Raw genomic sequence first — 21963 nt, 5'->3', positions numbered from 1 at the left:
GACTTTTTCGGTGCGGCTCAATCAGCCTTCACAGCGACGATCATCAAGGCTTGGTAGGCGTCCGCCACCTCGCGCAGCGCCGCCTGGGACAACGGCCCGGCGCGCTGCGCGATACCGTCCCTGGCGTTCAGCGTATCCCGCCTGCCGGACCGGTCGGTGTAGGGTGCGACGGTTGTGAATATCTGCTCGCTCAGGCTGTCCGGGAAAAACATCTGGCCCGTCATCACGGAATTGTCATCGGGGAAGACCTTGAAGTGGATATGTGTGGTGCGGCCGCGATACCAGCCGGGATAGATGGTGGCGAAGGAAACGATGCCGGCGTCGTCCGTCCTCTGCCAGCCGCGCAGAAAACTTTCGCCGGAGGTGTCCACGTCCTGGCCGTCGCCCTGTCCCGGATAGCCCGAATAATGCCCTTGCGCGTCACAATGCCAGATGTCGACGCGCGCACCGGCGAGCGGCCGGCAGGCCGCGTCGACCACCTGCAGCCGCACATTCAGGGCAATGCCCGCTTTGCCTTCGGTGACATCGGCACGTTCCAGCTTCGGATCGAAATAGAACGGCCCCTCGGTCACTTCCGGCGTGATGGCGCAGACACCGGCGCCATCGCCGAACAGGTCAAGCCCCGCATAGGGCGAAGCCTGCTCGCCCAGCGCGATACCCGGCAGAAAGACGCCGCCGCTGGCGGTTACGGCGATAAAGCCGAGCGCCTGACGCCGGCTCAACGGCAAGGAGGACGGTTTGTCGGACATCCGGCGCCTCTTCTGGTTCTTTCGAGCAAGCTGCCTTGTTCCTATCTAGGCAGTGAGACCAGCCGGCGCCAATGAAAGTTCGGCAATGTTGGCGACCTGTAGGCGACCTGTTTTGGCCCATCGGGTTTGCCGCGTGCAAAAGCACGGCGCACATCCTATATGGAGCCAACAATCCTTTTCGAGGCCAAACATGAGCAATGCCACAAGCGACGCACTGACGCAGATTCCCGTAACCGTTCTCACCGGCTATCTCGGCGCCGGCAAGACGACGCTGCTCAACCGCATCCTTTCGGAAAACCACGGCAAGCGCTATGCCGTCATCGTCAATGAATTCGGCGAGATCGGCATCGACAACGAGCTGATCGTGGAATCCGACGAGGAAATCTACGAGATGAACAATGGTTGCGTCTGCTGCACGGTACGCGGCGACCTGATCCGCGTCGTCGAAGGGCTGATGCGCCGGCCGGGCCGCTTCGACGCCATCGTGGTCGAGACGACCGGCCTGGCCGATCCGGTGCCGGTGGCGCAGACCTTCTTCATGGACGACGACGTGCGCTCCAAGACCAAGCTCGACGCGGTGGTGGCGCTGGTCGACGCCAAGCACCTGCCGTTGCGGCTGAAGGATTCCCGCGAAGCCGAGGACCAGATCGCATTCGCCGATGTCGTCGTGCTGAACAAGGCCGATCTCGTCACGCCGGAGGAACTGGGCAAGGTCGAGGCGACGATTCGCGCGATCAACCCGGCGGCCAGGATCCATCGCACCACGCGCGCCGGCCTGGCGTTGTCCGAGGTGCTGGACCGCGGCGCCTTCGATCTTTCCCGGGCGCTGGAGAACGATCCGCATTTCCTCGAGGCGCATGACGATCATGATCATCATGACCACGAGCATCATGACCATGACGGCCATCATCACCGTGATCACGACGGGCATGACCACCATCATCCCGCGCACCCTTCCGATATCCATGACGTGACGGTGCAGTCGGTGTCGCTACGCGGTGGCGAGATGGACCCGAAGAAGTTCTTCCCGTGGATCGAGAAGGTCACCCAGATGGAAGGCCCGAACATCCTCAGGCTGAAGGGCATCATCGCGCTCAAGGGCGATGCCGACCGTTACGTCATCCAGGGCGTGCACATGATCATCGAGGGCGACCACCAGCGCGCCTGGAAGGACGGCGAGAAGCACGAGAGCCGGCTGGTCTTCATCGGCCGCGAGCTCGACGCCGAGCGGCTGAAGAAGAGCTTCGACGCCTGCCAGGCCGCTTGATTTCCAAACCCTATAAGGTTAGCGCTGCCCCTTCCTTCTCTCCTCGTGGGAGAAGGCTGCCGCGCGAAGCTCGGTCGGAATGGGGGGTTGGCTTGGCACCGGCGGCGCTCCGTCCAACACCTCCCAACCGCCTTGGCGCTGCGGGCCAATCCGCCTTCTCCCCCTGGGGAGGAGGTCGCGTCGTACCTAGCCGCGCTAACGATTCCTCTGCGGCGGCTAGGCGCTCACAACAGTCTCGAATGGAATAGTCTCTCATGCCGACAGTCGCTCCGCTTGATCTCCAGGGACATTGCATCGCCGCCGTCTTTCTCGACGACGTGCCGCATTTCGCGCTGGCCGACGGCGCCGTCCACCGGCTCGATCATGGCCACAAGACGGTTCAGGCCAATGACGGGCTGCTCGCCGCCTTCCACGATGCGGCAAACGACCGGCTGGTCACCGGCGGCGAGGATGGCAAGATTTTCTCCGTTACCGCCGGCGGCAGTGCGGCGGAACTGGCAAGCGCCGGGAAAAAATGGATCACCAGCGTCGCTGCCGGACCACAAGGCGCCATCGCCTATGCCTCGGGCAAGACTGCCTTCGTCCGTTTCGCCGACGGCAAGACCAGGGAATTCTCGCATCCGCGTTCGGTCGAGGGGCTGGCGTTCTCGCCCAAGGGCATGCGCTTCGGCGTCGCCCGCTACAATGGCGCGACGCTGCATTTCCCGGCCGCCGACGGCAAGCCGGTCGAGCTTGAATGGGCCGGCGCCCATACCGGCATCACCTTCTCGCCGGACGGCGCCTTTGTCGTCACCACCATGCAGGAGAACGCGCTGCACGGCTGGAAGCTCGCCGACGGCAAGCACATGCGCATGACCGGCTATCCCGGCAAAGTCAAAAGCCTGTCGTGGAGCGTCAAAGGCAAATGGTTGGCGAGTTCCGGCGCGCCGGCTGCGATCGTCTGGCCGTTTTCGGGCAAGGATGGGCCTATGGGGAAGGCACCGCTGGAGCTCGGCACGCGCGGCAACGCCATGGTGACCTCGGTCGCCTGCCATCCGAGCCAGGATGTCGCGGCCGTCGGCTATGATGACGGCATGGTGATGGCGGTGCGCTTCGCCGACGCCAAGGAGGTGCTGTTGCGGCGGCCGGGCAAGGGCGCCATCACCTCGATGATGTGGGACAGGCAAGAGCGCCGCGTCGCCTTCGGCAGCGCCACGGGCGACTGCGGCGTCGTCGACATCTCCGCCTGAGCTCACCTCGCCCGCGCGGCGAGCGGAATGGCCTTTCGCCGCAGCGACAGCCCGTCGCGCATGTTGAGCAACAGGAGCGCGATGTTCACGGCGCCGGCCGCCAGTTCGATCGCCTGGACGATCATGAACATGGTGTCGAAGCGTCCCGAATCGGCAAAGCTGCTAAGCAGGAATGCCGAGGGAACGAGCACCAGCAGCCCGTTCGCCGCGATGATGCGCATACGCCGCTTCTTGCGCGCGACGACCGGGCTCTTCCAGCCCTTGCCGAGCGAGAAGCCGGACGCTCCGGCACCGATCATTGCCGGGATCAGCACGGCCATGCCGATGAGAACGGAAGTCTTGACCGTTGCGATTGTTGCCGCGTCGCCGAACAGCTCCGCCGTTACCGTCGACAGCCAGAAGGCTGCTACCGTGATGAGCGCGATGACGCCGGCGGCTGCGTGAATCCTTGTTTTCATCTTCATCTCCATAGCAAGCTATATATCATTGCATAGCATGCTATTCAACTGCTATTTTGGGGCCATGAAATTTCAAAAGGAACGATCCGCCGGTTTCCTGGCGAACCATATGGCGCGGCTGTTCGCCAACGGGCTGCAACAGCGCATCCGGCCACTCGGACTGGCGCCGGCGCAGTTCATGACGCTGCTTGCTTTGTGGGAGGAAGATGGCCTGACGCAGCGCGACCTCGTGCAGCGGCTCGACGTGGAACAGGCGACCATGGCCAACACGCTGATCCGCATGGAACGGGACGGGCTGATCGAAAGGCGCTCGCATCCCGGCGACGGGCGCTCCCAGTCGATCCATCTCACCGCGAAAGCCGTCGCCCTGCGCGAACCGGCAACGCAGGCGGCGCGTTCTCAGAATGAGGCCGCCCTGACTGGCTTCAGCGAGGGCGAGCGGCGGATGTTTCTCGACCTGATGCGGCGCGCCATCGCCTCGATGCAGGCGGACTGATCTGCCGGATCGAAAGGCCTACTCGGCGCCGCAGGAGACTTTGCCGGTCAACGCGGCCGGCGTGCCATCGTCACCCGTGTCAGCCGCGCCCTCATAAATGGCAAGCGAATAGCGCCCGTCATAGGCGCCTTCCTCGCTTTCCTCGCCGGCCTCGGTCAGGATCGTCAGCTCGACCGAGCTGTAGGTGTTTGCGACCTCGTGCTCGCGATAGACGAGCAGCCGCAGTTCCTTGTCGTCGAGCCAGTATTGCGTGAGGTTGGAGTCCTCGAACACTGTCTTGCGCAGATCGTCGCCAATGGGCCTGCCGAGAACTTCGAGATCGCCGCGGAAATTGAATGTTGGACCGCCCATGCCTCTGGTGACGCCGGCTTCGACCTGGAATTTCACCGCCGCATCCTCGGCCGAGCACCAGATGCCGCCGGTCGCGAAGGCCGAGCCGGCCGACAACAGCAGCGTTGTTACACAGAAGATTGTCCGCATCTTTCTTCCCCCAAGCCATAAACCCTATCCGCATTGATGCCGGATGATCCCTTCAGGTCAAGCGCCAGGCCTCTTCACCGTGGCCGCTGAGCCAATGCAGGGCAGCCGCGCGGCCAATTGCGGTTCCGGATGCCGATTGGCTAGAGTAGCCGCCGAGAGGGGCCTTCATGCATACAATCGACCATTCAAATATCTCCATTGGCGGCATTAGCACTGCCCGCATCGGCGATTTGCGCGAGACCGAAGCTGCAATCTTCCGCAAGGGGCGGCCGAAATCGGCCGCAAAGGTCGGCAATGGCCTGCCCGGCTTCTTCGGCGGCGTGCCGATGCACTGGATGAACGACTGGCCGACGCCGTTCCCGATCCTGGTCGACAGCGCAAAGGGCGCCACCATCATCGATATAGACGGCAACCGGCTCGACGATTTCTGCCTCGGCGATACGGGCTCGATGTTCGGCCACTCGCCGCCGCCGGTCGCCCGCGCCATCCGCCGGCAGGCCGGACGCGGATTGACCTACATGCTGCCTTCCGAAGATGCACTTGCCATCGGCCCGCTGCTGCAACAGCGCTTCGGCCTGCCGTTCTGGCAGATCGCAACGACGGCGACCGACGCCAACCGCTTTGCGCTGCGCGTCGCCCGCGCCGTCACCGGCCGGGAAAAGATCCTGGTCTTCAACGGCTGCTATCACGGCTCGGTCGACGAGACGATGGTGCGGCTGGTCAGTGGCAGACCGGCCAACCGGCCGGGACTGGCCGGCGAATTCCGCGACCTGACCCGGGCAACCGATGTCATCGAGTTCAACGATGTGCCGGCACTTGAGGCCGTGCTCCGGGATAAGGATATCGCCTGTGTCATCACCGAGCCGGTGCTGACAAATTCCTGCATGGTGCTGCCTGACCCTGGCTTCCACGACGCGCTGCGCGGCCTTACCCGCGCGGCCGGCACCCTGCTTCTGATCGACGAGACGCATACGATCTCGACCGACCCCGGCGGCTATACGAAGAAATACAGGCTGGAGCCGGACCTGTTCGTGCTCGGCAAGCCGATTGCCGGCGGTGTGCCGGCCAGCGTCTGGGGCATGAGCGAAGACACCGCCATGCGCTATGCAACCTACAACAGCTGCAAAGAGCCCGGCTATTCCGGCATGGGCACGACGCTGTCGGCCAATCCGCTGCAGTTCGCGGCGATGCGCGCGACACTCGAGGAGGTGATGACCGATGAGAACTATGCCCATATGGACCATCTCGCGCGACGGCTCGACGCCGGGCTGACCGCAGTCATCGACCGCTACCGCCTGCCCTGGCATGTTGCCCGTGTCGGCGCCCGCGTCGAGTTCATCTGCGCACCCGGCCCGCTGAGCAACGGCGGCGAGGCGGAGGCAGCGCACGCGCCGGAGCTCGAAGCGGCGATCCATGTCGCGCTGGTCAATCGCGGCGTGCTGATCGCGCCGTTCCACAACATGATGCTGATCTCGCCGGCGACCAGTGCGGCCCAGGTCAACCGCCTGATCACCGCCTTCGGTGCAGTTGCGGCGAGGCTCGCGGCATGAGACAAGCTTGCGCATGAGAGAAGCGCCCAAGCACACTTTGAACGCCATCATCACCTCCCCTTCCGGCTCGACGCCCGCCGAGGCGCAAGCCTTTCTCGATGCCTATCCCGAAATCGAGGCCTTCGATATCGTGCTGACCGACGCCAACGGCGTTGGGCGCGGCAAGATCGTGCGCCGGCACGAATTGATGAGCATCTTCCAGGGCGGTCGGCACATGCCGATCTCGATCCTTGGCCTCGACATCACCGGCGAGGACGTGCACGAGACCGGGCTGATCTGGACGACCGGCGACGGCGACCTGCGGGCATGGCCGATACCCGGTACGCTGGTGCCGCTGTTCGGCACGCAGCCGCCGCGCGGCCAGGTACTGATGGCGATGTACCATCTCGACGGCCAGGCGATGTCCTCCGATCCGCGGTTGGCGCTGGCCCGCCAGGTCGAAATACTTGCGGCCAAGGGCCTGCATCCGGCCGGCGCCTTCGAGCTCGAATTCTTCCTGCTCGCCAACGAGCGCGACGCCGACGGCAAGGTGCAGCCCGCCAATGCCGTGCTCGACGGTCGCCGCTCGGCCAAGACCGAGGTCTATTCCGTCGACCATCTGCATGGCATGGAACCGCTGTTTTCCGACATTTACGCCGCGGCCAAGCTGCAAGGCATCCCGGCCGAGACGGTCATTTCCGAATATGCGCCCGGCCAGTACGAACTGACGCTGAACTACCGCAAGGATGTGATGCGAGCGGCCGACGATCTCGTCATGCTGAAGCGGCTGGTGCGGGCGCAGGCGCGCCGCCATGGCGTCACCGCTTGCTTCATGGCCAAACCGATCGAGAAATATGCCGGCTCCGGCATGCACTTCCATGTCTCATTGCTGGACGATGCCGGCAAGAACGTCTTCACCGAGGCCAACGGCGAGACCTGGTCCTTGCCGCTGCTGCGCGGGCTCGGCGGTCTCATCCAGACCATGGCCGAATCGATGCTGGTGTTTGCGCCGCATGCCAATTCATGGCGGCGCTTCGTCTCGCAATCCTACGCCCCGGTGGCGCCGACCTGGGGCGTCAACAACCGCTCGGTGGCGCTGCGCGTGCCGGCGGGCGATGCCAAGAACCGGCGCATCGAGCACCGGCCGGCGGGCGTCGACGCCAATCCGTACCTGGTCGCGGCAACGGTGCTGGCGGGCATCACCAGGGGGCTCGATGAAGGCCTCGATCCTGGGCCCGAGACCACCGGCAACGGCTACGAATCGGCAACCACGCGCACGACGATGCCGGTGGACTGGCGCGCCGCGATCGAGGCGGCAAGAGCGTCGACGTTCCTCAAGGAAGCATTGGGCGAAGACCTGCACCGGACGTTCGTGGCGATCAAGCAATCCGAATATCTGCGGGTGGCGCGCACGGTCGGCGAGTTGGATTATCATCTCTATCTGCACGAGGTGTAGGGCATCGCGCGTTGTCGGCCATCCGCCGGTGAAGGCGCAGGCGGTGTAATTTCAACGGAACCTTCCGCGGGCTTTGCTCATTGCGTGTCTGATCGCAGCAGCGGACAAGGCCGCATCAGCCATGATCGCCAGGATGCAGATAAATCCCGCGCCACACCATGCCAAGGTGCAGGCAAGACGCTGGCCGAAGCCTGACTTTCCTGAGACGACGGAAGGCGACAACGCAAGATCTATTCCCGAACTCAGTGAAGTGGCGAAAGCCTGCCGCCGCTGCCCGCTTTGGCGCAATGCAACACAGACCGTGTTCGGCGAAGGGCCTGACAAGGCCAAGGTGATCTTCGTCGGTGAACAGCCTGGCGACCAGGAGGATCTGGCCGGCAAACCCTTCGTCGGGCCGGCGGGCAAGGTCTTAGACGCGATCCTTGACGACGCCGGCGTCGATCGCCAGAAAGTCTATGTCACCAACGCGGTCAAGCACTTCAAGTTCGAGCCGCGTGGCAAGCGTCGTATCCACTCCAAGCCGAATGCCGGCGAGGTGCAGGCCTGCCGCTGGTGGCTCGACAAGGAGCTCGATCTGATCAAGCCCAATCTGGCGGTGGCGCTTGGAGCGACGGCGGCACAGTCGCTGCTCGGCAAGGCCGTGCCGATCATGAGAATGCGCGGCGAGGTCATCGAGCGCGAAGACGGTTTGCGCGTGTTCGTCACCATCCACCCGTCCTTCATCCTGCGCATACGCGACGCGAAAGACAAACAGGCTGAACGCGAGCGGTTCCTGCGGGACATGAAGGCGGTGAAGACGCTGATGGCCGCTTGAGACTTGCGGGCAAGCCTACCTGATCAGGATCGCCCGGAGATCGTTGACATTCGTCCCAGTCGGGCCGGGGACGAAAAGATCGCCAACGGCATTGAAGGCGGTCCAGGCATTGTTGCCGGCGAGCATGGCCTTGGCATCGGCGCCCGCCGCACGCATTCGCGAAACCGTTGAACCATCGGCAAAGGCGCCGGCATTGTCTTGCGAACCGTCGATGCCGTCCGTGTCGGCAGCCAGCGCATGGATGCCTTGCGCGCCGCTGATGCCGATGGCGAAGGCAAGCAGGAACTCGCTGTTGCGGCCGCCCTTGCCTTTTGCCCGCAAGGTCACGGTCGTCTCGCCGCCCGAAAGGATGAGCACCGGCTTCGGGAAAGGCCGGTTGCGCGTCGCGACTTCACGGGCGATCGCGGCGTGGACGCCACCGACCTCGCGCGCTTCGCCCTCGATGGAATCGGAGAGGATGACCGCCTCGACGCCATGGCGCCTGGCTTCCGCTGCAGCCGCCTCCAGCGACACGCCGGCCGAGGCGATCAGATGCACCTCGTTGCGCGAAAAACGCGGATCGTCGTCGCGCGGCGCATCGGCTTGCGGCGAGCTGATATGCGCCATCACTTGGGCAGGCAGTTTCATGCCATAGGCGGCGATCGACGCCAGTGCTTCTTCGCGGTTGCCTGGATCGGGAACGGTCGGACCGGAGGCGACCAGCGCCGGGTTGTCGCCCGGTATGTCGGAGACGACCAGCGATACTACCCTGGCCGGGTAGGCAGCGGCCGCCAGCCTGCCGCCCTTGATCGTGGAAAGATGCTTGCGGATGGTGTTCATGGCGGCTATCGGCGCGCCGGAGGCGAGCAGCGCCTCGTTGACGGCGATCTCGTCGGCCAGCGTCAGTCCTTCGGCAGGCGACGGCAGCAGCGCCGAGCCACCGCCGGAGATCAGCGCCACGACCAGATCGTCCGCGGTCAGCCCCTGCACCTTTTCGAGCAGCCGGCGCGAAGCTTCGAGGCCGGCGGCATCCGGAACCGGATGCGCGGCTTCGATGATCTCGATGCGCTCACACTTCGCGCCATAGCCGTAGCGGGTGACGACAAGCCCTTCGATCGGCCCGTTCCACGCCTTCTCGAAAGCCACCGCCATCTGCGCCGAGCCCTTGCCGGCGCCGATGACGACAGTACGGCCCTTTGGTTTTGCCGGCAAATGGCCCCTGATAGTTTTCTGGGGATCGGCGGCAGCGACGGCGGCATTGAAGATGGCGGCGAGGAAGGTCTTGGGATCGAGCACCGTCATGTTTGGCCGCCAGTTGCGTTCCGCGAGCTTTCATAAGGCTGGCGCCACCCCTCACCCTTACCCTCTCCCCGTATAGAGACGGGGAGAGGGGGGCGCCAGCGTCGGAGCTTCTCCCTTCTCCCCGTCACTATACGGGGAGAAGGTGCCGGCAGGCGGATGAGGGGCGGCGTCAACGTCACGGGTTTTCTTCCAGCGGCAATGCCAACTCATGTCTAGCAATGCCCAAGTGCTCACAGAGCGCATCGACGACGACTCCGTGATCCTCGCGCTCCGGCAGGCCTGAAACCGCGATCACGCCGATCACACCGGCGCCCCTGATCGTTACGGGAAAACCGCCGCCCGCCAACACATAGTCGGCTATGTCCAGTCCCTCGCCGATCTTGAAGGTGCGGTCAGGTCGCTGCTGCTCCAGCACCATGCGATAGGTGCTTTTCAGGAACCGCCGCACCACATTGATCTTGCGCCGCGCCCAATCAGGATTCGAGGCGTTCGAGCCTGGCATCGCCGCGTAGAACAGCGGCCGGTCGAAAGTACGGATGTCGACGATAATTGGCAGGTTCTCGGCCAAAGCCCGGTCGCGGATCGCCGAACCGATCTTGAAGGCGACAGCTTCGTCGAAGGCCGGGAAGACAAGCGTGGCTTCCTGTTTCTTGATCAGAGCGATATCGTCCGCAACGGCCATGTCGTTCCCCTGTCAAACGTCGCTGCACGCTTTGACCGATGGCTGCCGCGCGGTCAAGCCGAGACGTGTGGGATAGCTAAACCGCCATATCCATCTTGGCCGCCCGCCCTGCGACATAGACCTCGCGCACGGCGCGGTCGTCACCCAGCGTCTGCAGCAGAAACAATTCCTCCGCCAGCGTGTCGGCCGTTTCCATCCGCAGCCGCATCGCCGGCGTGGCGCGGGCGTCGAGCACGACGATGTCGGCATCGCTACCTTCGTCCAGCGTGCCAATTTTTTCCGCGACGGATAGTGCCTCGGCATTGCCGCGGGTGAGCTGCCAGAAGGACTGGAACGGGTTGAGCTTCTCGCCATTCAGCGCGATCACCTTGTAGCCCTCGTCCATGGTCCTCAGCATCGAGTAATTGGTGCCGCCACCGACATCGGTGGCGGCCGCGATCCGGAGGGCTTTGTCACGCGTGCGGTAGCGCTGATAGTTGAACAGGCCCGAGCCGAGGAACAGGTTCGAGGTCGGGCAGAACACTGCCACCGAGCCCGTATCCGACAGCGCATCCGCCTCGCGTTCCGACAGATGGATACAGTGGCCAAACAGGCTTTTGCGCCCGAGCAGCCCATAGTGCTCGTAGACGTCAGTATAGTCGCGCGCCTGCGGGTAAAGTTGCAGCGTATAAGCGATCTCGGCGTGGTTTTCCGACAGGTGCGTCTGCATGTGCAGATCAGGATATTCGCGGCAGAGCGCGCCCGCCAACTCCAACTGCTCGGGCGACGAGGTGATGGCGAAGCGCGGCGTGATGGCATAGTGCTGGCGCCCCTTGCCATGCCACTCCCTAATCAGCGCCTTGCTGTCGTCATAGGCCGATTGCGGCGTGTCGAGCACACCCTCTGGTGCGTTACGGTCCATCATCACCTTGCCGGCGATGTTGAGCATGTTGCGGTCATGCGATTCGGCGAAGAACGCTTCAGCCGAGGCCTTGTGCGCAGAGCAATAGGCGGCGACCGTCGTCGTGCCGTGGCGCATAACCTCATCGAGAAACAGCCTGGCGATGCGGCGGCCGTGCTGCGCGTTGTGGAATTTTGTCTCCTCGGGAAACGTGTAGGTGTTCAGCCAGTCGAGCAGTTCGGCGCCGTAGGAGGCGATGACCTGCATCTGCGGGAAATGGGCATGGGCATCGATGAAGCCCGGCAGCAGCAGATGCGGTCGATGGTCGATCTTTTTTGCGCCTTCGCCCGCCTTTTTCTCGACATCGGCATAGGCGCCTGATGCAACGATCCTACCGTCGCGGAGCAGCAGGCCGCCGTCCTCCTCGTAGCGCCAGGCGGCATGATCATCGATGGTTTCGGGCCAGCGCAGGAAGGACAGCGTGCGGCCGCGCAGGAGTGTGCTGGTCATGCTTATTTTCCCGCCTCCTCGAACCAGGCCACCAGCAGCGCCCGCTCGTTGTCGGTCATTTCCGTGACGTTGGCGGGCGGCATCGCGTGGCTGCGGCCGGCCTGCAGGTAGATCTCGCGGGCGTGCTCGGCGATGCCGGCGTCCGTATCCAGCACCACGCCCTTCGGCGCATGGAAGATGCCCTCGTAAACCGGCTCCGCCGCATGGCACATCGAGCAGCGGCCAAGCACCGTGTCGCGCACTGCGGGGAAATGCGCCGAGGCGACATAGACCTGTGCAGACGATGAGGTCTTGACCTCCCCGGTCAGAATCCTGGGCACGGTGGACAGCCAGATGATGACGACGAACAGGACGCCGGCGGCCAGCCAGGTCCAGGTGGGGTTGCCCTTGCGCGCATGCATCGTGTTGAAATAGTGCCGGATCAGCACGCCGATGATGAACACCAGCGAGGCGATCACCCAGCTGAACTGGGTAGCAAACGCCAGCGGGTAGTGGTTCGACAGCATCAGGAACAAGACGGGCAGCGTCAGGTAGTTGTTGTGCAGCGAGCGCTGCTTGGCGATCTTGCCGTATTTGGGATCTGGCTTGCGGCCGGCGATGAGGTCGGCAACGACGATCTTCTGGTTCGGGATGATGACCATGAAGACGTTGGCCGACATGATCGTCGCGGTAATGGCGCCAAGATGCAGGAAAGCGGCGCGGCCGGTGAACAGATGGGTGAGCCCCCAAGCGATGAACACCAGCACGCCATAGAGCACCAGCATCAGGCCGGTGTCGCTTTTCCCCAGCGGCGAACGGCACAAGAGATCATAGACCACCCAGCCGACGCCGATCGTCGCCAGCGACAGCAGGATACCGACCGGCACCGACATGGCAAGCACATTGGGATCGATCAGGAACAGGTCCGCCCCGGCATAGTAGACGATCCACAGCATGGCGAAGCCAGACAGCCAGGTGGCGTAGGATTCCCATTTGAACCATGTCAGGTGCTCGGGCATTTCGGCCGGCGCCACCAGATATTTCTGGATGTTGTAGAAGCCGCCGCCATGCACCTGCCATTCCTCACCGAAGGCGCCGGCGGGCATTCCCGGGCGCTGGCGCAGGCCAAGATCGAGCGCGACGAAATAGAAGGATGAGCCGATCCAGGCGATGCCGGTGACGACATGCAGCCAGCGCACGGCGAAGCTCAGCCAATCCCAGAAAATCGCGAAATCCATCATTGAAAGTCGTCCCTGCCGATTGGGTGACTTTACGGACTGGGACGCAAACGGAAAGGGCCGAGCTGCACGATGACTTTCAAAAAAAAATGGAAAATACTAGGCTCTTCATACGCAGCCGCATGAGAACCACGAATCCGCATGGCCTATCTCGACAACATCGCCGTCTTCGTCCGCGTCGTCGAGCTTGGCAATCTGTCGGCGGCGGGACGCGACATGCGCATCTCGCCGGCGGTCGCCTCCAACCGCATCAAAGAGTTGGAGAAGCACCTCGGCGTCAGGCTGTTCAACCGCACGACCAGGCAATTGATGCCGACCGAACACGGCACGGTATTCTATACCGGCGCCAAGCAGGTGCTGGAAGCGATCACCGAGGCGGAAGCCGCTGTCTCGGCGCTTTCCGGCCAGCCGCGCGGCACCATCCGCGTCACGGCGCCGCTCGGCCTCGGCCGGCGGCTGGTCGCATCGGGCATCCCGGATTTCCACGACAGATATCCTGATATCGAGGTGCGGCTGAGGCTTTCGGACCACAATGTCGACATCATGAAGGAAGGCATCGACGTCGCCTTCCGGCTCGGCATCATCGAGGATTCCAGCCTCAGGATGCGCGGCATCATGGAATGCGAACGGGTGCTGGTGGCGGCGCCGAAATATCTGGACACCCGCGGCGAGCCGACCGAACCGCAGGAACTGATCGGCAACAAGCACGACTGCCTGATGCTGCGCTACGCCGGTGCGCGCGAATATGTGTGGACGCTGCAGACGGCCGACGGCCCGCGGAAATTCGAAGTGCACGGACCCTATGACACGGACGATGGCGACGTGCTGACCGGCTGGGCGCTGTCGGGCCGCGGCATCATCAACAAGCCGCGCTTCGAGGTCGAGCCGTTCATCCGCGACCAGCGGCTGAAGGTGATCTTGACCGACACGCCGCCGACGCCGGTGCAGTTCGCCGCCGTCTACCCGCACAAGAAGCTGCAGGACCCGAAGGTGCGGCTGCTGCTCGACTTCATGGCCGAGCGCTGCCAGCGGCTGATCAAGGATATTCTGGCGGGCAAATGATGCGCAGCTCGAACGACCGTGGCAATGGCACCACAATGAAACTCGCCGTTTCGTTACCTCCTGTCGAGGCTCCTTCCGATGTGCAAGCATCGGCCGATCCGGATTTCGCTCTCCTGGCGCGGTTCGTGCAAAAGGCTGAAGCGGCCGGGCTGGACATGGTGCTTCTTGCCGATTCAGCACCAGCTGCAGGCAGCGACACATCGAAACGGCACGTGCCGTTCGAAGCGACGACCCTGCTGGCGGCGCTGGCAACCGTGACAAGCAGGATCGGCCTCGTCGCCGCGGCGTCGACACTCGCCCATCAGCCCTACAATCTCGCGCGCCGTTTCGCCTCCCTCGACATCATCAGCCACGGTCGTGCCGGCTGGAACGCGACCATGGTTGCGGATCCGCGCGAGGCGGCCAATTTCAGCCGGCCGGAAGGGTTTTCGCCCGATGATTTTCGCCGCCGCGCGGAGGAATTCATTGGCATCGTTCAAGGCTTGTGGAAAGGCTGGGATGCGGATGCCCTGCTGTTCGACCAGCACGGCGGCCGCTTCTTCGATCCCGAAAAGATGCACCTGCTCGATCACAAGGGCGAGTTCTTCTCCGTGCGCGGACCCTTGAACGTGGCGCGATCGCCGCAGGATACGCCAGTGCTCGTCATGTCAGGTCTGTCGGAGCCCGACATGGATATCGTCGCCCGCACCGCCGATGTCATCCTGCTGGACGAGCCATCGGTGGCGGGCGCGAACGATCTGAAGCGCCGTGCGATTGCGTTCGGGCGCAGTCCGGGCGCGATAAAGGTGCTGATGAACGTCGCGCCCGATGCTGAAATGGCCGCCAGGCCGGACGTGATCGCGGACAGGCTCGAAGAGTCCTTCCGATCGAAAAGCTGCGACGGTTTTAACATACTCATGCCGCCGCTCGAGTCTGTGCTCGACGATTTCGTCGACCTCGTGCTGCCGGAGCTTCGCCGACGCGGCCTTGTCCGGTCGGACTATCGCAACGCCACGCTGCGCTCCCATCTCGGACTTGTCGAGGAGGAGGGGCAATGACCGCCCATCAGATGAAGCTCGGTGCCTTTCTGTGGGCGACAGGCCATCACATTGCCGCCTGGCGCCATCCGCAGGCACATGTGACGGCGGGCGTCGACATCGATCATTACATCCAGCTGGCGCGGACGGCGGAAGCGGCGAAGTTCGACATGATCTTCTGTGAGGACGCCGCCGGCGCGCGCGAGGCCAATGTCAACATCGCCAGCCAGACGTCACGCTCGATCGGCTTCGAGCCGATCAGCCTGCTTGCGGCTCTCGCGGTCCAAACCAGCCATATCGGCCTCGTCTCCACGGCATCGACGAGCTACAACGAGCCTTACGGGCTGGCGCGTGCCTTTGCTTCGCTCGACCATCTGAGCGGCGGGCGAGCCGGCTGGAACCTGGTCACCTCCGCCAGCCACATCGAAGCCGCCAATTTCGGCGCGACCGGCCTGCGTCCGCATGCCGACCGTTACGAGCGCGCGCGTGAATTCGCTGCCGTGGTTACCGCACTTTGGCATGGCAAGCCCGATGGGGCTTCCGGGCTTGGCCACGATGGCAGAAGCTTTTCGGTGCGGGACGCGCTCGAACTGCCCCGCTCGCCCCAGGGCGCGCCCGTGATGGTCCAGGCCGGCGCCTCGGACGTTGGCCGTGACCTTGCCGCCCGCACCGCCGACGTCGTGTTCACGGCGGCGCAGACATTCGAGGAAGCGAAGGCCTTCTACGACGATCTCAAGGGGCGGCTGGCGGCCTATGGGCGTGAGCCGGACGACATCAAGATCATGCCGGGTGTCGCCCCAGTGGTGGCCGAAACGGAATCGGAAGCCCGCGAGAAATATGAGGAACTACAGGAACTGATCCCCGACGATGTCGGCGTGGCGCTGCTGTCCAGCTATCTCAGCATATCCGATCTGTGGCGCTATCCGATCGACGGGCCGCTGCCGGAGCTGCCGGCCAGCGAGGGGATGCAGAGCCGGCAAGCGCTCGTCATCGAGCAGTCACGCCGGGACAACCTCTCCATCCGGCAGCTTGCGCGCCATTTCGCCGGCGCGCGCGGCCACTGGCGCATGGTCGGCACGCCGGCCCAGATGGCCGACGAGCTCGAAGCACGGTTCGAGGGCGGCGCGGCAGACGGCTTCAATGTCATGCCATCTTATTTTCCTGGCGAACTCGATACCTTTGCCGCGCTCGTCGTGCCGGAGCTGCAGCGGCGCGGCCTGTTCCGCAAGGATTATGAAGGCCGCACGCTGCGCGAGCATCTCGGTTTGAAGAGACCGGTGTGAGCAGCATGCTGCGGAAGCGCACACGCAAGACAAGGAACGGTCGGCGAAATATAGTAGCCGTCAGCTGACCATCGCCTTGCCGTGAGAGACTGGGGATGGAGTTACTGATGCCGTTGCGTGAGCGACCAGCGCCGTCATGATCTCGGCGGCGGCGAGCGCTGCGATAACCTGCGGGCGCTTATCCTTGACCGCATCGCCACCAATCGGCGAGACGAGGCGGGCAAATTGCGCCTCGCTGCCGCCCGCCGACTTCAGGAACCAGTTCTTGAACGTCGCCTTCTTGGTCCTGGAACCGATCATGCCGACATAGGCTGCGTCCCGGCGTTTCAATGCCTCGGCGACGATCAGGAAATCCAGCGCGTGGTCGTGGGTGAGGATGACGAAGGCCGTTCCTGGAGGGGCGCTGCGCACCAGTGCTTCGGGCACGGGCGTGAGATGGGTATCGATCGTGTCCGGCATGCCTTCCAGCGCCTCGGCACGCGTTTCGATGACGACGACATGCACCGGCAGCAAGGCCGCCGCCGAGGCCAGCGCCTGTCCGACATGGCCGCCGCCGAAGATGTAGACATGCGGCAGCTGCGCCTCCTCGGCTTCCGCCGCCGCAACCAACTCTTGCGCCAACGCTGCGTCAACCAGCCGGATCAGCACCTCGACCCTGCCGCCGCAGCACTGGCCGATTTCCGGCCCGAGCGGGATGTCGAGCGTAGTGACAGTCTTGCCGGGTTCACGCTGCCCCTCACCCATACCCTCTCCCCGTAAGGACGGGGAGAGGAGGTCGCCAGCGTTGCGGCCAGCTCCCTTCTCCCCGTCATTATACGGGGAGAGGGTGCCGGCAGGCGGATGAGGGGCAGCGCCGACATCGGCAAATTCGCCAAAACCGGAGGCTGAAGAGGCCGATCGACCCAGCATCTGCCGCGCCTTGTCGATCGCCATATATTCGAGCTGGCCACCGCCGATCGTACCAAAAATCGCCGAGCGCGAGACGAGCATGAAGGCGCCCTTCTCACGCGGCGTCGAGCCTTTTGTCCCGACCACCTCTACCAGGGCGACCCGACCGGCGCCGGCAAGAAAGGCTTTCAGGCTTTGCACTTTCGAGGTCATGTTCGCTTTCCCTAACGGGAAACATAGGGTTTTCCGGCCCGGATTGCACGCCTTGTCCAGATCTGGGGCCTGTTCGGGGATCGAGTTCAGGTGCCGGCCTTGGCTTCCTTCTTCAGCCGCTCGATCGCCATCAGCACCCGCTCCGGCGTCGCCGGTGCGTCGAGGCGCGGGCAGATCCGGTGGTCGGCAACGCTCGCCACCGCATCCGACAGCGCATGCAGCACCGACATGCCGAGGGGAAGCGGCGGCTCGCCGACGGCCTTGGAGCGGTGCACCGTCGGCTCGCTTGCCTCCGGCCAGTCGGCCAGCGTCACGTTGAAGATCTTTGGCCGGTCGGAGGCGAGCGGGATCTTGTAGGTCGACGGCGCATGAGTGCGCAGCCGGCCCTTGTCGTCCCACCACAATTCCTCCGTCGTCAGCCAGCCCATGCCCTGGATGAACCCGCCCTCGACCTGGCCGAGGTCGATGGCGCGGTTCAGCGAGCGGCCGGTTTCGTGCAGGATGCCGGTGCGCTCGACCATGTATTCGCCGGTCAGCGTGTCGACCGACACTTCCGAGCACGAGGCGCCATAGGCGAAATAATAGAAGGGACGACCCTCGCCCTTATCCCTGTTCCAGTGGATTTTCGGCGTCTTGTAGAAGCCCGCCGCCGAAAGCTGAATGCGCGCCATATAAGCTTGCCTGACGAGGTCGGCGAAGGCGATCTCCTGGTTGCCGATGCGCACCCGGTTTGGCAGGAACAGCACCTGATCGCGCGGCACCTGGTATTTTTCGGCGGCGAAATTTGTCAGCCGCTCCTTGATCTGCCGGGCTGCATTCTGCGCCGCCATGCCGTTGAGGTCGGAGCCGGAAGACGCGGCGGTGGCCGAGGTGTTCGGCACCTTGCCGGTTGTCGTCGCGGTGATCTTCACCTGGTCGAGGTCGATCTGGAATTCTTCCGCCACGACCTGCGCCACCTTGACGTAAAGGCCCTGCCCCATCTCGGTGCCGCCATGGTTCAGATGCACCGAACCGTCGGTATAGACGTGCACCAGCGCGCCGGCCTGATTGTAGTGCGTGGCGGTGAACGAGATGCCGAACTTGACCGGCGTCAGCGCCAATCCGCGCTTGATGAAGCGGCTGTTGGCGTTGAAGGCTTCAATGGTGCGACGGCGCCTCGCATAGTCGCAACTCGCCTCCAACTCGGCGACGATACGATGGATGATGTTGTCCTCGACCGTCTGGTGATAGGGCGTAATGTTGCGGTCTGATCTGCCGTAGAAGTTCTTCTTGCGGATTTCGAGCGGGTCCCTGCCGACGGCAAAGGCGACCTCGTCGATGACGCGCTCGGCGCCAACCATGCCTTGCGGACCGCCGAAGCCGCGGAAGGCGGTGTTCGACACGGTGTTGGTGTAGAGCGGCGCCGACTGCGCGTGCACCGCCGGCCAGAAATAGGTGTTGTCGCAGTGGAACAGCGCGCGGTCGGTCACCGGGCCTGACAGGTCCGCAGAGAAGCCGCAGCGCGCCGCGAACATGAAATCGACGCCGAGAATATTGCCGTCGTCGTCGAAGCCAACCTCATAATCGACGAGGAAGTCGTGGCGCTTGCCGGTGGCGATCATGTCGTCATCACGGTCGGGCCGGATCTTCACCGCGCGATGGTGCTTCTTGGCAGCTATCGCCGCGAGCGCGGCGAACTGGTTGCCTTGCGTTTCCTTGCCGCCGAAGCCGCCGCCCATGCGGCGGATTTCGACCGTGACGGCATGGCTCGGCACGCCGAGCGCATGGCTGACCATGTGCTGGACTTCGCTCGGATGCTGGGTCGAGGAATAGACGGTGACGTCCTGGTCCTCGCCGGGGATCGCCATGGCGATCTGGCCTTCGAGATAGAAATGATCCTGGCCGCCGATGCGCATCTGCCCTTTGAGCCGCCGCGGCGCCCGGCTGATGGCGGCAGCGGCATCGCCGCGCTTCAAGGTAAGCGGCGGGGTGACCAGCTTGTCCTTGCGGGGATCAAGTGCGCCGATGTCGGTGACGAAAGGCAATTCCTTGTATTCGATCTTGGCCAGCCTTGTGGCGCGGCGCGCCTGCTCGCGCGTTTCGGCAATGACGCAGAAGATCGGCTGGCCGAAGAATTGCACCTTGCCGTCGGCCAGCACCGGCTCGTCATGGCGGCCGGTCGGCGAGATGTCGTTTTCGCCCGGCACATCGCTGGCCGTCAGCACGTCGATGACGCCGGGTGCCGCGCGCACCGCCGACAGATCCATGCTGGTGATGGTGGCGTGGGTGGCCGCCGAAAGCCCAAGGCAGCCATGCAGCGTGCCGGCCGGCAGCGGCATGTCGTCGATATAGACCGCCGTTCCGCGGACATGCTTGTGCGCGGAATCATGGCGCTGATCGGTGGCAACGCCGCCGGCGATCTTTTGCGCTTTGAGGTTGGAGGCGTGGGTGGTCATCACGCCGCCTCATGCCGTGAAACCTGGATCGGCGCCTTGGTGCCGCAGGTCTCGGCAAAGAAGCGCAACAGCAGGTTCTTCGCCGCCAGTGCCCGGTATTCAGCGCTCGCCCGCATGTCGGTCAACGGGGTGAAATCGTTTGTATATTCAGCCATTGCCGCTTCCACCGTCGCCTCGGTCCACGGCTTGCCGAGCAGCGTCTTCTCGACCGCGGAGGCCCGCTTCGGCGTTGCGGCCATACCGCCATAAGCGATGCGCACATCCGCCACCGTTCCATTCCCGGCCAGCGTCAGCAAAAAGGCGCCAAGGGCCGCTGTGATGTCCTCATCACGGCGCTTGGTGATCTTGTAGACGGCAAACTTCGTACCCTTGGCCGGCACCGGCACATGCACGGTCTCGACGAATTCGCCCGGCTGCCGGTCCTGCTTGCCATAGGCGATGAAGAAATCTTCCAGCGGGATCGTGCGCCGCTTCTTGCCCCGGCGCAACGTGAGTTGCGCGCCGAGTGCGATCAGCGGCGGCGGCGTGTCGCCGATCGGCGAACCGTTGGCGATATTGCCGCCGATCGTGCCCATATTGCGCACCTGGTCGCCGCCGATGCGATCGAACAGCGGGCCTAGCGCCGGGATGCGCTTGGCCAGCGTTGAGAAGGCTTCGCTATAGGTGACGCCGGCACCAATCGAGATGATGCCGTTGTCTTCGGAGATCGTAGACAGCCCGTCGAGATTGCCGATGAAGACCGCCGGCGCAATATCCCGCATATGCTTGGTCACCCACAGGCCGACATCGGTCGAACCGGCAACGACAGTGGCGCCCGGCTCCTTGTCGAGCACGCGGGCCAGATCATCGGCATCGGCCGGCACGACCAGCCGCTGCTTACCCGAGCCGATCTCGATGCGCGAACCGTCTTTCATGGCCGTGAGCTTTGCCGCGACCGCCTTGCGCTCCGCCGCCAGCGGGTCCTTTGCCGCCTTACCATAGCTGGAGATGGCGCGGGCGGCGCGGGCGATCGCCTCGTAGCCGGTGCAGCGGCAGAGATTGCCCTGCAACGCCTTCTCGATGGAGGCGTCCGACGGCTCCGGCGACCGCATCCACAGGGCGTAAAGCGACATGACGAAGCCCGGCGTGCAGAAGCCGCATTGCGAGCCGTGGAAATCGACCATCGCCTGCTGCACCGGATGCAATTTTTCGCCGTCGCCACGCAGATGCTCGACGGTCACGACATGCGTGCCATCGAGCGAGCCGAGGAAGCGGATGCAGGCATTGACGCTTTCATAGACCAGCCGGCCGGCGGAGAGCCTTCCGACCAGCACGGTGCAGGCACCGCAATCGCCTTCGGCGCAGCCTTCCTTGGTGCCACGCAGCGAGCGCTTGAGCCGCAGCCAGTCGAGCAAGGTCTCGTCGGGCGCTACCATGGTCAGCACCATGTTCTCGCCGTTGAGGATGAAGCGGATTTCGGCACGAGTTCTGAGCTTGGCCATCGCTATTCTCTCCACCCGAAGCGCCGCCCCTCATCCGCCTGCCGGCACCTTCTCCCCGTGAAGGACGGGGAGAAGGGACAAGCTCCAGCGTCGAGTAAGGGTGAGGGGCAGCGCAATCTTTCAAAGTTGGTCATCAGCTCCCCCGGTAAGTCGAATAGCCGTAGGGCGAGATCAGCAGCGGCACGTGATAATGCACCGGCTCGGCCATGCCGAAGCGGATCGGCACGCTGTCGAGGAAGGCCGGTTCCGGCAGACCCAGCCCCTGTCGGCGCAGATAATCGCCGGCCGCGAAAACCAGTTCGTATTCGCCGGTGCGGAATTCCGCGCCGGCCAACAGCGGCGCGTCACAGCGGCCGTCGGCATTGGTGACGACGGTCTTCAGATGCGTCCGCCCATCGTCGTCAACGCGGTAGAGCTCGATCGACAAGCCCGCCGCCGGCCTGCCGGTCGCGGTGTCGAGGACATGGGTCGTCAGACGTCCGCCTTCGGCTTTCGACGTTTCCGCCACTGGCTGCTCCCATCTCCAGTATTAACAAA

General features: G+C 64.1%; 20 protein-coding genes. 9 read left to right on the top strand and 11 right to left on the bottom strand.

Annotation, left to right across the window (positions count from 1 at the left end; genetic code table 11):
• Window positions 1-17: 17 nt before the first annotated feature.
• On the bottom strand, window positions 18-749 hold the full coding sequence (locus tag EJ066_RS09700; protein ID WP_126037130.1) for an intradiol ring-cleavage dioxygenase: 732 nt from the start codon (window positions 747-749) through the stop codon (window positions 18-20).
• 190 nt (window positions 750-939) lie between these two features.
• On the opposite strand from EJ066_RS09700, the gene EJ066_RS09695 reads away from it, so the two are divergent.
• Both EJ066_RS09695 and EJ066_RS09690 read left to right on the top strand, forming a co-directional pair.
• Entirely contained in the window at window positions 940-2016 is a 1077-nt protein-coding gene (locus tag EJ066_RS09695; protein ID WP_126037128.1) for a GTP-binding protein, read from the top strand.
• 254 nt (window positions 2017-2270) lie between these two features.
• Window positions 2271-3245: a WD40 repeat domain-containing protein gene (locus EJ066_RS09690; protein ID WP_126037126.1), complete on the top strand. Its 975-nt coding sequence runs from the start codon at window positions 2271-2273 to the stop codon at window positions 3243-3245.
• A 2-nt stretch (window positions 3246-3247) separates the two neighbouring features.
• Here EJ066_RS09690 and EJ066_RS09685 read toward each other — a convergent pair whose 3' ends face one another.
• Complete coding sequence (locus EJ066_RS09685; protein WP_189644463.1) at window positions 3248-3703, bottom strand: hypothetical protein; 456 nt, start codon at window positions 3701-3703, stop codon at window positions 3248-3250.
• 64 nt (window positions 3704-3767) lie between these two features.
• Between EJ066_RS09685 and EJ066_RS09680 the strand changes: the two genes are divergently transcribed.
• Window positions 3768-4199: a MarR family transcriptional regulator gene (locus tag EJ066_RS09680; protein ID WP_126037122.1), complete on the top strand. Its 432-nt coding sequence runs from the start codon at window positions 3768-3770 to the stop codon at window positions 4197-4199.
• An 18-nt stretch (window positions 4200-4217) separates the two neighbouring features.
• Here EJ066_RS09680 and EJ066_RS09675 read toward each other — a convergent pair whose 3' ends face one another.
• A complete protein-coding gene (locus EJ066_RS09675; protein ID WP_126037120.1) occupies window positions 4218-4679 on the bottom strand; it encodes a hypothetical protein in 462 nt (153 codons plus the stop codon).
• A 167-nt stretch (window positions 4680-4846) separates the two neighbouring features.
• On the opposite strand from EJ066_RS09675, the gene EJ066_RS09670 reads away from it, so the two are divergent.
• The 3 genes from EJ066_RS09670 to EJ066_RS09660 all read left to right on the top strand — a co-directional run bounded on the left by EJ066_RS09670 (window position 4847) and on the right by EJ066_RS09660 (window position 8478).
• Window positions 4847-6229, top strand: a complete 1383-nt coding sequence (locus tag EJ066_RS09670) for an aspartate aminotransferase family protein (protein ID WP_126037118.1) — start codon at window positions 4847-4849, stop codon at window positions 6227-6229.
• 13 nt (window positions 6230-6242) lie between these two features.
• On the top strand, window positions 6243-7664 hold the full coding sequence (locus EJ066_RS09665) for a glutamine synthetase family protein (RefSeq protein WP_126043805.1): 1422 nt from the start codon (window positions 6243-6245) through the stop codon (window positions 7662-7664).
• A gap of 133 nt (window positions 7665-7797) precedes the next feature.
• Entirely contained in the window at window positions 7798-8478 is a 681-nt protein-coding gene (locus tag EJ066_RS09660; RefSeq protein WP_245455109.1) for a UdgX family uracil-DNA binding protein, read from the top strand.
• A 15-nt stretch (window positions 8479-8493) separates the two neighbouring features.
• Here the strand turns inward: EJ066_RS09660 and EJ066_RS09655 are convergent, their stop codons facing one another.
• The 4 genes from EJ066_RS09655 to EJ066_RS09640 form a co-directional block, all read right to left on the bottom strand.
• Window positions 8494-9759 (bottom strand): glycerate kinase, encoded by a 1266-nt coding sequence (locus tag EJ066_RS09655; RefSeq protein ID WP_126037114.1) that lies wholly within the window; start codon window positions 9757-9759, stop codon window positions 8494-8496.
• A gap of 175 nt (window positions 9760-9934) precedes the next feature.
• Entirely contained in the window at window positions 9935-10441 is a 507-nt protein-coding gene (locus EJ066_RS09650) for a heme-degrading domain-containing protein (RefSeq protein WP_126037112.1), read from the bottom strand.
• A 76-nt stretch (window positions 10442-10517) separates the two neighbouring features.
• Entirely contained in the window at window positions 10518-11831 is a 1314-nt protein-coding gene (guaD, locus tag EJ066_RS09645; protein ID WP_126037110.1) for a guanine deaminase, read from the bottom strand.
• 2 nt (window positions 11832-11833) lie between these two features.
• Complete coding sequence (locus EJ066_RS09640) at window positions 11834-13051, bottom strand: urate hydroxylase PuuD (protein ID WP_126037108.1); 1218 nt, start codon at window positions 13049-13051, stop codon at window positions 11834-11836.
• Between the two features lie 138 nt (window positions 13052-13189).
• Between EJ066_RS09640 and EJ066_RS09635 the strand changes: the two genes are divergently transcribed.
• The 3 genes from EJ066_RS09635 to EJ066_RS09625 are packed head-to-tail and all read left to right on the top strand — an operon-like array spanning window position 13190 to window position 16409.
• A complete protein-coding gene (locus EJ066_RS09635) occupies window positions 13190-14110 on the top strand; it encodes a LysR family transcriptional regulator (protein ID WP_126037106.1) in 921 nt (306 codons plus the stop codon).
• Window positions 14107-15147 (top strand): LLM class flavin-dependent oxidoreductase, encoded by a 1041-nt coding sequence (locus EJ066_RS09630; protein ID WP_245455108.1) that lies wholly within the window; start codon window positions 14107-14109, stop codon window positions 15145-15147. Before EJ066_RS09635 ends, EJ066_RS09630 begins: the two co-directional genes overlap by 4 nt.
• Complete coding sequence (locus EJ066_RS09625) at window positions 15144-16409, top strand: LLM class flavin-dependent oxidoreductase (RefSeq protein ID WP_126037104.1); 1266 nt, start codon at window positions 15144-15146, stop codon at window positions 16407-16409. Before EJ066_RS09630 ends, EJ066_RS09625 begins: the two co-directional genes overlap by 4 nt.
• 60 nt (window positions 16410-16469) lie before the next feature.
• Here the strand turns inward: EJ066_RS09625 and xdhC are convergent, their stop codons facing one another.
• The 4 genes from xdhC to uraH all read right to left on the bottom strand — a co-directional run bounded on the left by xdhC (window position 16470) and on the right by uraH (window position 21934).
• Window positions 16470-17510: a xanthine dehydrogenase accessory protein XdhC gene (gene xdhC / locus EJ066_RS09620; protein ID WP_126037101.1), complete on the bottom strand. Its 1041-nt coding sequence runs from the start codon at window positions 17508-17510 to the stop codon at window positions 16470-16472.
• Between the two features lie 86 nt (window positions 17511-17596).
• Complete coding sequence (xdhB, locus tag EJ066_RS09615; RefSeq protein WP_126037099.1) at window positions 17597-19945, bottom strand: xanthine dehydrogenase molybdopterin binding subunit; 2349 nt, start codon at window positions 19943-19945, stop codon at window positions 17597-17599.
• Window positions 19945-21426, bottom strand: coding sequence for a xanthine dehydrogenase small subunit (gene xdhA, locus EJ066_RS09610; RefSeq protein WP_126037097.1), 1482 nt, complete (start codon window positions 21424-21426; stop codon window positions 19945-19947). The genes xdhB and xdhA overlap by 1 nt, the downstream gene beginning before the upstream one ends.
• Before the next feature lie 133 nt (window positions 21427-21559).
• Complete coding sequence (uraH, locus tag EJ066_RS09605) at window positions 21560-21934, bottom strand: hydroxyisourate hydrolase (RefSeq protein WP_126037095.1); 375 nt, start codon at window positions 21932-21934, stop codon at window positions 21560-21562.
• Window positions 21935-21963: the final 29 nt, after the last annotated feature.

Source organism: Mesorhizobium sp. M9A.F.Ca.ET.002.03.1.2 (assembly GCF_003952365.1).
Taxonomy (GTDB): domain Bacteria; phylum Pseudomonadota; class Alphaproteobacteria; order Rhizobiales; family Rhizobiaceae; genus Mesorhizobium.
This window is presented reverse-complemented; position numbering and strand designations above follow the sequence as displayed.